General features: G+C 37.4%; 11 protein-coding genes and 2 pseudogenes. 5 read left to right on the top strand and 8 right to left on the bottom strand.

Annotated elements, in window-relative coordinates:
- Positions 1-169: 169 nt before the first annotated feature.
- The 5 genes and pseudogenes from ACSC97_RS15125 to ACSC97_RS15145 form a co-directional block, all read right to left on the bottom strand.
- A complete protein-coding gene (locus ACSC97_RS15125; RefSeq protein WP_000734101.1) occupies positions 170-490 on the bottom strand; it encodes a hypothetical protein in 321 nt (106 codons plus the stop codon).
- Between the two features lie 123 nt (positions 491-613).
- Positions 614-997 (bottom strand): hypothetical protein, encoded by a 384-nt coding sequence (locus tag ACSC97_RS15130; RefSeq protein ID WP_000733361.1) that lies wholly within the window; start codon positions 995-997, stop codon positions 614-616.
- A gap of 24 nt (positions 998-1,021) precedes the next feature.
- Positions 1,022-1,786, bottom strand: a complete 765-nt coding sequence (locus ACSC97_RS15135) for a hypothetical protein (protein WP_000672051.1) — start codon at positions 1,784-1,786, stop codon at positions 1,022-1,024.
- A gap of 91 nt (positions 1,787-1,877) precedes the next feature.
- Complete coding sequence (locus tag ACSC97_RS15140; RefSeq protein WP_002159601.1) at positions 1,878-2,486, bottom strand: hypothetical protein; 609 nt, start codon at positions 2,484-2,486, stop codon at positions 1,878-1,880.
- 540 nt (positions 2,487-3,026) lie between these two features.
- Positions 3,027-3,965: pseudogene (locus tag ACSC97_RS15145) on the bottom strand (IS5 family transposase).
- A 757-nt stretch (positions 3,966-4,722) separates the two neighbouring features.
- On the opposite strand from ACSC97_RS15145, the gene ACSC97_RS15150 reads away from it, so the two are divergent.
- From ACSC97_RS15150 to ACSC97_RS15160, 3 genes are read left to right on the top strand one after another with little or no spacing between them, the layout of a single operon-like run.
- The gene (locus ACSC97_RS15150; RefSeq protein ID WP_000543471.1) at positions 4,723-5,220 is read left to right on the top strand and encodes a hypothetical protein; all 498 of its coding nucleotides are present in this window, start codon (positions 4,723-4,725) and stop codon (positions 5,218-5,220) included.
- Positions 5,217-7,397, top strand: coding sequence for a hypothetical protein (locus ACSC97_RS15155; RefSeq protein WP_001014911.1), 2,181 nt, complete (start codon positions 5,217-5,219; stop codon positions 7,395-7,397). The genes ACSC97_RS15150 and ACSC97_RS15155 overlap by 4 nt, the downstream gene beginning before the upstream one ends.
- The gene (locus tag ACSC97_RS15160; RefSeq protein ID WP_000033773.1) at positions 7,394-10,357 is read left to right on the top strand and encodes a site-specific integrase; all 2,964 of its coding nucleotides are present in this window, start codon (positions 7,394-7,396) and stop codon (positions 10,355-10,357) included. Before ACSC97_RS15155 ends, ACSC97_RS15160 begins: the two co-directional genes overlap by 4 nt.
- Positions 10,358-10,661: 304 nt before the next feature.
- Here ACSC97_RS15160 and ACSC97_RS15165 read toward each other — a convergent pair.
- Positions 10,662-10,766 (bottom strand): annotated as a pseudogene (locus tag ACSC97_RS15165) (hypothetical protein); the annotation flags it as partial.
- Between the two features lie 196 nt (positions 10,767-10,962).
- On the opposite strand from ACSC97_RS15165, the gene ACSC97_RS15170 reads away from it, so the two are divergent.
- A complete protein-coding gene (locus tag ACSC97_RS15170) occupies positions 10,963-11,265 on the top strand; it encodes a helix-turn-helix transcriptional regulator (protein ID WP_000364388.1) in 303 nt (100 codons plus the stop codon).
- Between the two features lie 4 nt (positions 11,266-11,269).
- Positions 11,270-12,529, top strand: a complete 1,260-nt coding sequence (locus ACSC97_RS15175; protein ID WP_000914409.1) for a type II toxin-antitoxin system HipA family toxin — start codon at positions 11,270-11,272, stop codon at positions 12,527-12,529.
- A gap of 348 nt (positions 12,530-12,877) precedes the next feature.
- On the opposite strand, the gene ACSC97_RS15180 is transcribed toward ACSC97_RS15175, so the two are convergent.
- Entirely contained in the window at positions 12,878-14,230 is a 1,353-nt protein-coding gene (locus ACSC97_RS15180) for an MFS transporter (RefSeq protein WP_004956729.1), read from the bottom strand.
- Positions 14,231-14,349: 119 nt separating this feature from the next.
- The gene (locus ACSC97_RS15185) at positions 14,350-15,375 is read right to left on the bottom strand and encodes an enoyl-CoA hydratase/isomerase family protein (protein ID WP_406517940.1); all 1,026 of its coding nucleotides are present in this window, start codon (positions 15,373-15,375) and stop codon (positions 14,350-14,352) included.
- Between the last annotated feature and the right edge of the window lie 126 nt (positions 15,376-15,501).

A 15,501-nucleotide genomic window follows, 5' to 3' on the forward strand; every position in this document is an offset into this window, starting at 1 on the left:
TCGGTTATATGCGGGCCAATTGGTTGTGCGGTAGATTTTGTGTGTAGGCTTCTTCATTTGAAAATTATATCGCTGAAAAAGCCTTTACAGATAGGTTTGTGCAACAAAGCCTTAAATATATCCAAAAAAGTAATGGAGAAATAGCTCCAATTTCTATCTTTTAGTCAGCTTATTCTTTACTCATTTTACTATTTTGGTTGTTGTTAAAATATTGCTTCCGTCTTCTAGAATTATGCTTCCAACTTTTTGCAACTTTATAGACATAAGCAGGTAAATCATCCCATTCTTCAGGCAAGCCCGTACCTCGTGCAACACGAAGTTTTAAAGGATAGTTCTTATATTCAATCAAATGAAGAAAATAAAAACTACGCTCTTGAAGTGTACTGAACTTTTTATGATACACATTTCTCAGATGAGGGTATCGTTGTCGTATACCGTCATTAGGGTGAGTATTTTCAGGTTGTAGGTACTGAAATTTCAGCTTTTTCATATTGCCTCCTAGGTCACATTACCTAGAAGGGGTCCTCTGCGTAGTAGTTCATTGTTTTAAACCTATGACTTATCGTTGATTGATTGTTTTTTAACGCATGCTCTAAGCTGCCAATCCTTCTCTTTATTTAAAATAATAACTGATGGTCGTATCTTTATGATCTCCCCAACCTGTCGAGATATTTGTCAATTCAACACCATTTTTCTTGTAGCTTTTTACCAGGTATAAATAAGTACGTGGTGGAGAAACTTCATTGGTTCGTACTTTCTCAATCAAAATGAAAGTCTTGTCATCTAACCATTTTACTCTTAATGGTAATGGATCTTGGCATTGCCCTATTTCTGCATACATTGCAGCATCTTTTCCATTCTTGGAAAAGGACAAGCCTGCACATTCTACATCGGGTAAATCTAAGACCAATCGTTTACCAACTAAGCTTTCTTTTACGCCTGCACTAGCCAAGGTTGAAAGACTTAAACATAATCCTGCAATTATTAATTTTTTCATTTGAATAGACTCTTAATTTAGTTGTTAAAACACATTGTCAATAAAGCCACACTGTAAGATGTGTTGTGATGGATTTACTGGATTGTCATAAAGGCTAATAAAAGCAATCATGTCATTCGGATCAGATACATCTCTTTTATAGGGCTGGCTATAGATATAAATTTGTTTGGGGGTGTAGACCTTTTGATTGTTGAAAACCTCTCCATCAAAGACCTTTAAATGTGGATATTGCTGAAAGACTTTGTGGGTCTTGCTTCTGTTTTGATCATCATGCATTGAAGCTTTATCCCATTGCTGTTTAAAGCTTTTCAATTGTTGTCCGCTATAGCGACTAAATTGAATCTTTAATCCATCCTCAATCTTTTGTTTGGTGTTATTAATGTCATCAGCACGATAGATTGCAGTTTTTGCCCCTGCAACACTGACGTGTACTAAGGTTTCAATCCTTTTGATGGGATTGCTTTTGCTATTGGGTAAATAAACTTCGGTTTCAGGACAATCTTCACAGAAATTTTCATCATCAGGATCATTGATGACGCTGCTCTTTTGTTTGCGGTACTGCTGTTGAAATTGTTGCTGTAATGAGGTGATTCCAGATGGCCATTTCATTTCGGTGCCCATCAAGGCTAAGTGGTTACTCAAAGATTGTTCTTTCTTGGCCCAATCCAGACAAGTTAAGCCCTGCTCTAAGGTGAATGGCTTAGATGTAGACAGGGGTTGAGCCGTCACAGTCTGCATGATCAACAAGGTCATGCTGCTGATCAGTAGAGGTTTAAATCGAAATTTCATTTTAATGATCCTCGCATCTCCTACGGGCTTTGGCTACCCGCAAGAAGTGCTCGTGTAAAATACTTATTTATTTTTAATCGTTTAACATCAGTTATTGATAATGATCCGCTGATAGTAGCTGACGGATTTCACTGGCCATTTGTGGACTACGCCAAGGAAATAGGACTTTTAGACTGTAATTCGGTTTGAATGGATCTCGTGTGCCAATATTGACTTGAAACTCTCGTTTCATCGGTGTGCGATGAACTTGTTGATTGACATGTGTTCCCATCATTGGATTGCTGATCACAGTGGTCGTGGTTCTAAAATTATCTTCAACTAAGTTGTAGTGTCCAACGGAAGTGATGTAATCAAAGGGATATTTCACGAGGCGTTGATCTGGCTGATCAAACAGAATAATGGTTTTATCTTGGCTGTTGATCCAAACACCACGGTTTTGGTAGTTAAAAGTTTCTCCTTGACGCTTGAGTTGTTCAGTCATCCCGTCAAAGTAGGTATTTCCATATTCATAAAGGTAGTAAAGGATCACAAACCAGAACAGGTCAAAGCCAAAGAAGATGTAACCGAAAGCACCAAAAGAGAAGATTTTGGCAACGATGAGAAAGATCACGATGGGTAAGACCACACATTTTATAAAGAGCTTAGATTTTTGTGGACGGTGTTCAATAGGTATGATTTTGGGTTTGCTTAATTCAGTCATGGTTGTTTCCCGCATGTTCAATGCAATGCACAATCACCAGCAGATATAAAAAGGTTTATTTTTTATAGGCGTGACTTAGCCATCCACCGTTGGATTGTTCTTGTAAAAATGTTGTTTGAATACAGACGAATAATAATAAATTAGCCGTATCGCCCTCGTTGCAAAGCACAACAAGGTTGAACATGGGGTGAGTCGCAAATTAGAAAAGATTGGTACAGCATGAGAAACTCCTTGAATCTTAAGAAGTTCTGCCATATCACTGCTAAATAATGGTGGCAGAACAAAAGAGGGTTAGCAGACTGGGATCCAAGGAACCAGCACACCCGAAGGTGTCCCCCTTCTGTCCTACCATAAAGATAAAAGGGGGACGAGAAGGTCCACGAAAAATAGACAAGCTATTTTCCGTACTGGATCAACGGTCTGCTAAAACCGACTGGCAATGTGTGCCCGCAATCGCATAATAAAATTAAGAAGATATAGAGTCAATCGGCTTTGTTGTATAAAGATTTTAAAGAAATAGCTTTCCTAAGTTGCTCAAATTTAAGTGACAACTTGGGTTTGAGGTCGACCTAATTCTGTAAATTTATTTAAGGCATGAGTAGTACTACTACGCAAGGTGCATGAATTTCATTGACCTGACTATCAAAACTTCTTGCACTGAGTTTACCGCCCAATAATTTGATGCAATGCATCTTAGTTTCAACCAAACTGCACCGATGATAGCTAGGCCATTTTTGCTAAGCGTTCTTCCTAGAGGTTTGACAGTTTTCAATAGTTCATTTTTTCTAAAGATCCCAATTTCCTATCATTCCATGACCTTGCATTTTTTCTTGGAGGAATTTCCGCATGTGCATGACGATCTGAAATCACGTGTCTGCACAATTTCGTATCATATGCTCCATCGGTATAGACAGAATCAATGAGTTCATCAGATGAGATTTGATTTAGCAGATCACCCAAGACTTGTGAATCACTTACATTATTTGTTGTGAGCTGTATAGCTCGTATTTGCAAGGTTTAGCATCTATACCAATATGCATTTTACGCCATTGCCAACGATATTCAGGCTGATGTTTCTTGCGTTTCCATTCGCCTTCGCCTAAAAACTTTAGGCCAGTTAAGTCTACTAATAGATGTAGTCCTTCATGACTTTTTTGATAGCTGATCGCAATATTAATCTGCTTTTGTCGTCTGCAAAGTGTGGAATAATCCGGTGCTGTCTAATTTAACTCACTGAGTTGAATAATGCTTTGCACAAAGCCTGTGACCATACGCAAAAAAGTCGAAAGATAAATTTGATCATCAAACAGCACTGAATTGCTGTATCAGAATAGGTTTGATTTCTTGCATGTTTAGCTTGTGGCTGAGCATACCATTGAGTCTGGGGATCGAACCAAATTGAAATATTTCCTCGCTTGATTAAAGCTTGGTTATAAGACAATTCGTTGTGCGATAGATTTTGGATTCAGGTTTCTTCATTTGGAAATGATATTGCTGATGAAACCTTTTAGAATAGCTTTGTTCAACAAAGCCAATTTAAACTGATAAACATTATATATTTACAAGATATTTATATAATACACTTTCAACAGGATTTTTATTTTTAAATCGATATTAACAAAAAAAGCAGGACTGGCACCTATTTAAATTAAAACTTCTTGTACGCCACAATGTACCTCAGCCGAAATTTAATTGTAATTTTTTGTATTAAAAATGACTCGGAACTCAAACAATTTTTAGGCTATCTGCCTAATTTTTAAAAAATAATCTCAATTAGAATAAATATTTATTCTATTTTTATCAACAACTTAATGTGATACTTTTAAAACTGGTTAGCAGACTGGGATCACTGAAGGATACTAAAAGGCATCCTTCTTTTTTTCCCTAATAATTAATATTTACTGAATCTTAAAGACTTTAGTTTTAGAGATTCAGTTAGTAACACAACCTAAAACATTATTATTTTTCGATGGTTATTACTAATGAAACTACTAAGCAAATTTTTTAGTGTGTATTTGAACAATATAAATGTAAACAATAAATACTTTAATTTTAGAGATTTTAAGGAAAATAAAAAACCTTTGATTTAACAGAATAATTTTAAAAAAAACTTATCAGTATTTAGATCTGATCTAAACTTTCTGCGAGACAATAAAATATGTCAAAATCAAAAAAGGGGATTCAAAATTACCGTGTAGCTGTAAAAAATCTGCACTTAAAGTGTTATCCAAAATGTATGCATGCATATCAAATATGGATAGCTTTATTCCTCCAATTGAGTGATAAACAACAGAACTACCATCTTGATTTAGCTTTTAAACAGAATATCGACATTCCACTCATTACCACTAACACACTGGGTCACTATTTTTTTAGTAGTCATTTCAGCTGGATCTATGCCTATTTTTACAACAAGAATAAAAATGAATTTACGTTTAGAGCTTATGAGAAAAATAATTCCTACGAATTCACAATCCAGGCTTTAAGCGAAGTAATGGCCTTACTGTGTTCCGGATTACATCACTCAATTCATGGCTTAGATATCATCGCGCATTGGCTAAATGAACAATACTTAGCCGCACATCTTCAGGAAGTTTTCGGACAGGAAGTTTTAACTATCAATCATCTAAGAGAATTATCAGGGCTATCTAAATCCCAAAGTCCAGTAAGTTCTATTTCAAATTATGCTGGTCCACTTTCATTAGAAAAAATTCTGGCTGGAATATCATCATGAACGGATATAGTTACTTAGAAGATACTCAAGAATTAAAGCTTGAGCCATTTCGAGACTTCTATCAAGCACTGGCAGAAGCAAAGCTAGAAAGTTTTCAAAATTCAATCAAACTCAATGACTTCATTAAACCTACTGAAATTATTGAACTTAACAATATTATAAATCAAAAACTTATAGAAAAATCAATCAGTGAATATCCTCTGGTTCATTATCTTATTGCAGTCATTAATACCCCTTCAGCATATCAAGCTAATGCCCTGAAATGGGCCATTTTCAATACTAGATGTATTGAATTGCTTGATAGCAAAGAACATGCAGCCACCGTAGCAAATCTTTGTATGCGTTTTCGTTTAGCCTGCAGAAAAAGGGAATACCATTGGCTTTATAACTTCTTACCAGCTCTCCCGATGGAGTTGGAGGATCTACTTGAGTTTTTAAATAAAGCTGAAACAGAGAATAAAAATTTACTTGAACGTTCTACTCCAAAATTAACAGCAAAACAAATTGGACAATTGGCAAATATCCGCGTTATTTATACGTATGCGCATACGCAATCAGATCGGCAAAAAAGACACAGGCAAAATAATCCAAGCGCCCAGGAGCCTCCTCAAATCGATGTTAGGAAAACATCAAAAATAACTATCGATGATGAGCAAACACATCAGACTTATTTTGAACGCGGTATAGCAAAACAACCACGTGAGGATAAAACTATAGAAAAAGTTGAAGACCATAATTTTGAATTCAACCCACTAGAGCAATCTTCTATTACAGCTCAGATCAATAATCTCAAAAACAGAATTCTGCATCAAAACAAGAATGAATTAATGAGCAAGTCAAATCCTCATGTCTTCGATTTACCTACCGCACAGTACATTATGCAAATTTTATTAGAACGGGCAGAAAACTCTCCAATTCATGCATTGCTTTTATTCTCAGTACTTAGTTTCACGCATTATGAAGAGCTACTGGTATTCAGAACTCGTTTCTTTCTAAGCTCAAGAAGTAAAGAAATCCGTTTTAGTCATGAAAACTGTTTTTTCAAGCAAGGTATTGATAATTCGAAATTTAAAGATGCATTATTAAAAGAATATATGCTCAACATTGGTAATTCTTTTACCATCCCCTTACCCAAAGTTTATTTAGATCGAATCTTTCAGTTAAAAAATTGGGATAAAGCTGATATTGCTTCTGATGTACAAGATTATCTACGTAGAATCAGTGATGATCTTACTTTCCCTTTAACAACTCAAAATCTTCCTCGTTTAATCAGTGACATTACATTGAATGAACTAGGATATGAATTAGAAAGTAAATTATTCGCTGGAGAAAATGTTAATAACTACACTCCATGCCATTATTTCTCAACGAAAATTATTGATATCTTAGATATTTATATTCAAACACTTGATCTGGTTTGCCCTCAGCTTGACACTGGATATATTGAGGAATTTAAATCCCCTATTACGTTTGGCAGTCAGCAAGTACCGAATCTCCCATTCGTCCAGTCTTTTTTTTACCAGCTTGACCACAAAGTTAGGAATAATCTCAATCCCTTTCAGACTTTAAATCATTATTCGATGTGGCTTTGGCATATTTGCATGTTGACAACTTCAGCACGGCCGAGTGAGTCCTTCCCGCCCAGTCTAGATTATATTGACCTTGACAACAAATTGATGGCTGTTGCAGATAAAGAGCAGCGTTATTCAGGCACCATTGGACGCTATTTACCTTTTAATAATTTTCTTCGTGATGAAATACAGCATTACCTAAAGTATTTGAAATATTTTCTGCAGCTCGCAAAAGCCTATTTGACGCAAGAACAAGTACAAGCAATCCAAGAGGTCTTCGATGGTGAACGTCTCTTGCTCTTATTTTACGATTCGAAAGGATATGTCCGAAATCTGGAACTTTCTGATATTCAAAAATACTGTACCGAAATAGCATTACAGCGCAATTGGACCCGCCATTTCGCTCGCTATTTTTTTGCCCAATACTGCAATGAAGATCTAATAAATGGCATCTTTGGTCATGATGAAGCTATGCAGGAACTGTTTGACCGCTATTCAGGTTTTAAGACAATAGATTACGATCAGATTAGAGCAGCACAAGACAAGCTGGTCGAAATCTTAGCGCTTAAAAGCATGTCTACGTTTACAGGAATGACTATTGCATGAGCAAACATCCGCACTCGCTAAAACGATTAAAAAAGCAAAGAGAGAAAAAAAAGTTTTTTTTGCAATTATTTAGCGAAAAATTCACAGAACTCACACCCGAAAATTATCCAGAAATTTTTCGACAAGTTGACGATCGACTTTTAGAGCACTGTAAGTCAAATATCCGAAGCTACCAAATCGCACGTATAGAATTTGCTAAATATATCAAGCGCTTTAATCTTTCATCGAATCACCACTATCCGGTGCCTGCCGCCCCCGTGAGGTACGAAAGGTCTCTGCCACTACAAAATATTGAAACCTTAAAACATGGCAAAAAGGTGACTCAATTTGCCAAAAATTTGATTGCTCACTGGACAGAACATAATGACTTCAGTCCAACTCAATCCCTCGCTTTTTGTTTGATCAGTTCAATATTATTTAATGGCATTTATAACCATGCCGAATTGCAATTTTTTTTAAAAATTATTTTAAAAACAAAGAAATTTCAAAGTTTTTTAAACCTAAATCATATGGTAACACTCGAAATCCCGAACCGGAATTTCGGTAATCAGCGTATAAATGACCCTGATTTTTCAGTCAGCTATACAAAAACGTTTGTGCTACACGACATTGTGAAATGCTGGATCTACAGACTAAAACATCAAAAGTTTGATTTATTTTCGGATATTGAAGATGCAGAACATCTGATTAACGCTTGTATTATTGAATGCTTCCCCGAGGAAAAGCTACGTTGTAAAGACCTGTTAAAATACGGTTTTTACTATACACAGTTCCTGAAAAACAGCGGACTGGATCAAATGTCCATTTGTATCTTAAAAAATGAAATTTACAGTTCCAGTCCTCTCGAAAAACAATTAGAAGCTTATTTTGTTCAGTTTGAACAAAAGCACACCAATAACATTAAAGTTGAGAATACTTGTGAAAACCATCAGGCCCACTCTAGAGTCAATATCGCATCAGATATAGCAGAAACTCTTGTAGAAATACGTCAAGCCATTCGTGCAAAAAACTATAAAGATCAACTCATAGGGTTATATTCCAGAGAACTGTCTCCTGCCTTAGAGCGTTTGTTGCTGTGGAGCATTCTACGTTCAAAATTAACGGAACCTCAACTGGACCTTCTCAATCATATTATTCAGCAGCAGCAACGATTTAAGCGCAAGCTTATACGTGCAGATTTTCAGCCGCTCAAGCAAAGTTCTCTGAAGACCATGTTTTCACAGTTTGCAGTCCATTGGCTGCAGGCAACGCAAGACAAAGATATTTCATCATTTTCAAATGCTGATTTTGAAGATCTGTATGGAGAAATGCTTTTATTAAGGAAGGAAACAACTAGAGAGACTTTACAAAAACGTCTACAGGAGTTTCATCACAAACAGACATTATTTTTTAACGCGCCCACTGTGGATCTGGATAGTTTAATCCAAGTAAAAATCTGCAGAACCGCATTGATCTCGCCCCATATTTTTTACCGCATGCTAGAGCAGCTCGAAAATACTCAAGATATTTCAATTCAGGATAAAAATATATTTAAACTGATTTTTATTCTGGGGTTCAGAGTCGGACTACGGATCAATGAAACATTGAATATCTTCGTACGTGATCTATTTATTGGTGCAGATGCTGTGATACTCACCATTCGCAACAATCGCAATAAAAATCAAAAAAGCTACTCAGCTTACCGCAAGATTCCTTTACATCATCTACTTAAAGCCGATGAATTACATGCATTTAAAACATATAGTCAGAATAGAAAACGCCTGCTAAAAGAACAAAGAAAATCAGTTACTCAACCGCTATTTTTAAAACAGTCCCTAGAAGAAACTCACGAAAATGAAGTCAATGCTCTCTTGAAACAATTGATCCAGTCTGCTTCTGGAGAACACAGTTTTACTTACCATACTCTGCGTCATTCAGCATTTAATCATCTCTATCTGGTTTTAAAACACTCACCGCTTGCTGATGCATTTACAGACTATACGCCAAATGATCAACTACGCATCCGTTATGCATTGCTGCGAAACAAAAATACTCAGCAAACCTGGTATGCGCTTTCTCATTTTGCCGGGCACCTAACGCCTGAAACCACTTGTTCAAGCTATCTGCATTTAATGCATCTAGCAATTAGCTACCAGCTGAATCAAATGCACAGCCCGCTTCCTAAAGAAGCCTATTTTAATATTCTGAAACATGATGATTCTATTAAATATCCTGTTCAGCAGCGGGCGATCAAACAGTTTTTATTTGAGCAACTCACTAAAGACCGTTACAGGCAACATGATCATCAATTTCAACTAGGTCAACAGAAATCGCCTGATTCACTGATGCTAGGAGCTCATGACTCAGAGATGACTTTTGAATTATTGCATCACATTCTTGCAGTAGAAAAAGAACAAGACCTTATGTTACCTGAAGCCATTCCTTTGCAAATCGCGCAAAAATTACGTGCTAGAGCCCAGCATTTGAAAACCTCCTGTGTAAACCAAAAAAAATCATCGAGGTTATTTACCACAGATTTTTTAAGGAAAACTCCGAATGCATTGGTCACCATGTTGCCAACCAATCAGGAGGAAAAAAAGGTCATTCAACATGTTCAGGAGCGTTATGCAAATGTACAAAGTAAATACAAAAAACAGCTTCATACGATCTACTCAATTTATCTTGAAAAAGTTCAGCCCAATTCAGCCCAGTTAATTTTTGAACTCAATGAAAAACGGCAACTGAAGAAACTTCTTTCTTTTATTCATAGCCTATTTCCCAAAAAATATCTTCATTTAGAACTCTCTCAGCAGAGCAAGACAGAGCTCAAAAGCACATTACAGGATTTAGCATTACGGACAGAAAATTTTAGCCTGAATGAGGAGGAAGAGCGAATCAAGTTCTCTTTCAAGTATAAAGATGCAAAAGCACTTGGGGTATTCAAACTACTGATGTATCTCATGATAGTTTCTCATCTTTAATGCAAATTATTGGATAAGTTTGCCACGCATTCTTATTCGTGGTTTACCAGTCATTCCTGTAATGATTTAATATAGACTTCCAAGCGTGAGTGATTAAATTAATCATTTTAAAGAGCAATAACTGTTTGTCCCACTAGCCAAAAATGTCTGTCCAAGTTAGCACAAAATTTAATGATCATTTAAACAAGAATTTGCAGTATTGATTTACAATTTGAAGTGAATAAAAAAAGTATAAATTGCCGCAGTGGGATGAAATTGAAGCAATATTTTCAGAATATGATGAATAAATTGTGAATCGGTACTAAATTAAGGTATCAGGCAAGGCAAAGCGCTGCCCATCGACCTCATTGCTCCAAACCACTTGTACCAGATATTCCAGATTAACCTGATAGCAAATACCGGTTCCTCGCGACAACAGGCGAAACTGATTGAGCTTAAAGCAGGTTGTTAGGCTCTATTAGATTGTAAATGTCTAATTAGACTTCTTTAATCTAATAAGATCTAATCAGGCCAATTAAGCACCCTCCTTACCGATCAAATGGCTTATTTTATAAATCCATTATTTTGTGTTTTAATAGATATATATAGATATAAGACCCAATATTATGGATTTAAAATTCAAAAAACCTGAAGAGGTTGTTACTTTATTATGTGAAAGGCTTCGCAAAGAACGACTTTATCTAGAAATGACTCAGGCAGACGTCGCTACACGTGCTGGTATTAGTGTGAATACAGTATCTAATCTGGAAGCTGGTCGAAATGTTTCATTTGAAAATTTAGTACGCGTTGCCATGGTATTGGGCCGATTAAAAGAATTAGAGGAACTCTTCAAACCTCATTTAAACAGTGTAAATGACATTCTCCGCTATGAGAGCAATACGGCTCGCCAACGTATCAAAAGGAAATAAGTGCATGCTCAAAAAACTTAATGTTTACTACAATGGATGGGGTGAATATTGGCTTTGGGGTACACTGGTCTCCTCAACCGCAATCACAGGTCGGCCATTAATCGCCTTTGAATACAGTGCAGAAGCGATCAGTAAAGGTTTAGAACTTTCCTCTTACCTACTTCCATTAAAAGGTGACTCATTAAGAACGAACTTTCCTACACATCAAATGGGATTGCCAGGTCCTATATATGATGCCCTACCCGATGGTTGGGGCATGCTTCTTATGGATCGCTTATTTAAAAAAAATGGACTCAATCCAGCACGGATTGGGCCATTAGAACGACTCACGTATATTAATACACATGCAATGGGGGCATTATCCTTTGAACCTTCAGCACCTGAGTTAGCATTAACTGAAAATATTCCACTGATTAAACTCGCTCAAGAAGTTCAGGAAGTTCTCAAAGGAGAAGGTGCAGAATTTTTACAGCATTTATTAATTATGGGTGGATCTCCACAAGGTGCAAGGCCAAAAGCGCTCGTCTACCGTGATCCTGTCACCAACGAATTCTCAACAGTTAGCTCACATCAACATGAAGCATGGCTGATCAAATTTCCCGCTCAGCAAGAGCATCCTGAAGTTTGTGCAATTGAAGCTGTCTATGCAGAATGTTTGCGTCATTGTCATATTGACACCCCTGATACTCAATATTTTACTCTTCCGAATGGATTAACCGCATTTGCATCAAAAAGATTTGACCGCCATGAAGGTATGCGTATCCCTATGCAAAGTTTAGCTGCCTTCACCGGAGCTGATTTTAAATCACCAGGGAGTTTAGACTACAGTAACTTTCTTCGCGCTGCACACTTTTGCACCAATGATGTTCGCGAAAAAGCAATTGCATTCAAGCGAGCTGTTTTCAATGTAGTCTTCAATAATCGAGATGATCATTGCAAAAACTTTTCATTTCTGATGTCCCAAAATGGGCAATGGAAACTCTCCCCTGCCTATGATGTTACTTTCTGTGAAGGGCCAGGTGGATATCATCAAATGGATATCATGGGTGAGGCACTGGATATTCCTCGACAAGCTCTTGTAAAACTTGGTACTCAGGAAGCGGAACTTTCTGCCCAAGAAGTCGATGAAATTATTAGTTCGATTTGTAAGGTTGCAATCCGATTCAGCAATATCGCTCATGATCTATTACCTGGACAAATTCAAGCAGAAACTATCCAAATGATCCAAAATAGGATTGAGCATAATATTCATTTATTGAATTGAATATAAAACATTTTCATGAGGATTAAGAATCATTATATTAAATCATATAATATTGTTATTTCTCATGAAAATCAGTATCAAAAAATAGGTGACTTTTACAAACTAAAATGTCTAAAATAAAGTGACCAAAATACCCTTAAATGATCTAAATTACTAAAAATTTTACTCCACCAAAAAACACATACTATCAATTAAATCATATACTTATAATTAGCGTCATTTAATGGAATAAATCTCGGTGACCTTGCCAAGGTTGGGGTCGCGAGTTCGAGTCTCGTTTCCCGCTCCAAATTTAAAAAGCCCTAGTCGAAAGATTAGGGCTTTTTTCTTATCTATGGATTTTGCAAACTAGGATTGTTCAGTAATCTTCGTTTTTAAATCTAGCTCATTTGATTGCTGATAAGTTTCAGCAATTCGGTCACGCGGCATAAAAGTTGTTGCAATAATTGCTATCATCGCCATCGAACCAATATAAATCATAATCAAATATGGATTGCCACCACCGACACTCAACAACTTGGTTGCAATCAACGGTGCAATACCACCACCCAATACACCAGCCAACTGCACTGAAATCGAGATACCACTATAGCGAATTTCAGCAGGGAACTGACGCGCGAACAATTGTGCTTGCGGCGCATACATAATCGGGAACACCACACCAATTGCCAATACAATCGCAGTCCACACCAGTACAGGGTCTTTGGTATTGAGCATACTAAAGAATGGATAGCTAAATACTGCCAACACGCATAAGCCAAACATAAACATATTGCGTTGACCAACCCGATCGGACAGATGTCCACACAATGGGGTCATAAATAGAATGACTGCTGCACCACAAATGGTAGCGAACAAAATCTCTTGTCGAGGGATTCCAAGTTGGGTCGTGGTATAAGCCAAAGTAAATGTTGATGCAATATAAAACCATGCGTTTTCAGCAGCACGTGCCACAATAATCGTAATCAACTGTTTTGGATGTTGTTTGAAGACCTGTAACGCAGGAACTTTAATATTCTCAGCTTGCTCTTTAACTTTTTCAAAGTCAGGTGACTCAGGTACTTTGACACGGATATACCAACCTACAGCCAGTAATACGATACTTGCGAGAAATGGAATACGCCAACCCCAACTAAACAATGCTTGTTCAGGCAGTAAGGATACCAATCCTAGAGCAATTGAGGCCAGCATTAAACCACCACCTGTACTGGCTTGAGGCAAACTACCCCAAAATCCTTTTTTACCTTCAGGTGCATGTTCAACAGCCATGAGCACAGCCCCGCCCCACTCTCCACCCATTGCCATACCTTGGATAAAACGCAAGATGACCAAGCAAATCGCAGCCCAATAGCCGATTGATTCATAGGTAGGCAACAATCCAATCAATACCGTTGGAATGCCCATCAGCATCAAAGTCAGTAACAACATGGACTTACGACCAATCTTGTCACCAAAGTGCCCAAACACTAAACCACCTAAAGGTCGTCCGATAAAGCCTACTGCATAGGTCCCAAATGCTGCGAGTACGCCTGTAAGCGGATCAAGATTAGGGAAAAATAATTTATTGAAAATCAGTGCCGCCGCTGCACCATAAATAAAAAAGTCATACCACTCGATGGTGGTACCCACCATACTGGAGATACCCGCCAAACGATGTGATGACTTTTTAGGATTTGAACCGTTTCCATGTAATGTTTGCATCTTCATTTTCCTTTCTTGGAAATTTTTATTCTGAATTTTTATGCTGATGATCATGCTTGATCAAAAGTCTACGTCCTGCTTGTGTTTCTCCTTTGTGATAACAATCGGATGAGCCGTACTTAGCTCAGCTTTTCTAATATTTGCTCTAGTTCAGGATTGGCTTGTTGCCATTGCGGTTGTTTGTCTTTATCGACAATCAGTGCACGCACGCCTTCAATAAAGTCTCCATGCTCAAACCAAATATCCTGCAAATCACGCTCTAGTTGCATACATTGCTGTAAGGAAAGCCCACGTCCAAGATGTTGTAGTTTCAAGCTAGTTTGTTTTGCTACGAATGAGCGTTGTTGCAGTAGATGCAGTAATTTGCTTGCCCATTCTTTTAACTGCTCATCTTGTTCATTTACAAGACTTTGCTCAATCTCATCCAAATGTTGAAAACCGAAATGTTTACGAATCGCTTCAGCATACTGTTTCAATTCACTTTCTGCTGGGCGGGTGATAAAGCAACTCACAATATGTTCAATGTTTTGTTGACTTAAATCGTCTTCTGCAACCAATGCATCTTGCAAGGCTTGCAGTCTTTCGCTCGGTACATGGTAGTCAATCAAATCCAAATAAAGGGCATCACTGCTACTGATTTGCTCACCTGTAATCGCCATATACACGCCTATGTCATCCAAGCGCGATAGGAAATGAGTAGCGCCGACATCTGGGAAAAAACCAATCGCTGTTTCAGGCATGGCAAAGCGTGATTTTTCACTACTCACAATGATGTGGCAGGCTTGCGCTAAGCCAAAACCACCACCAAGCACATAACCATCGAGCAGAACGATGACAGGTTTTTGGTACTCACGTATGGTGGTGAGCATCTTATATTCGGCACTAAAATACCCCTGATGATCTGTCGTGCCCAGTTTATAACTGTCATACAAATAGCGAATATCGCCTCCTGCACAAAAGGCTTTCGGGCTGTTCGATTTGATTAAAATCGCTTGGATAGCAGCATCATCTCGCCAAAGCTCAAGTTGGGCTTGAATCCCCTCAATCATCGCTAGTGATAATGCATTCAGATGTGTCACTCGATCTAAGGTGATCATGCCTAGACTACCTTGTTGCTCAATCATTAAGTGATTTTCTTTGTTCATTTTATTGATCTCTTATAGGACTTACGCATTGACGGATTCAAAAAAGTATTAAAATAGTTTATAAAGTATCTGTGATCAGACGAACTAAACATGCTTCTACAGCAACTTGTACATTACCCATTTATA

The sequence above is a fragment of the Acinetobacter sp. P1(2025) genome, from assembly GCF_051390655.1.
Classification (GTDB): Bacteria; Pseudomonadota; Gammaproteobacteria; order Pseudomonadales; family Moraxellaceae; genus Acinetobacter; species Acinetobacter junii.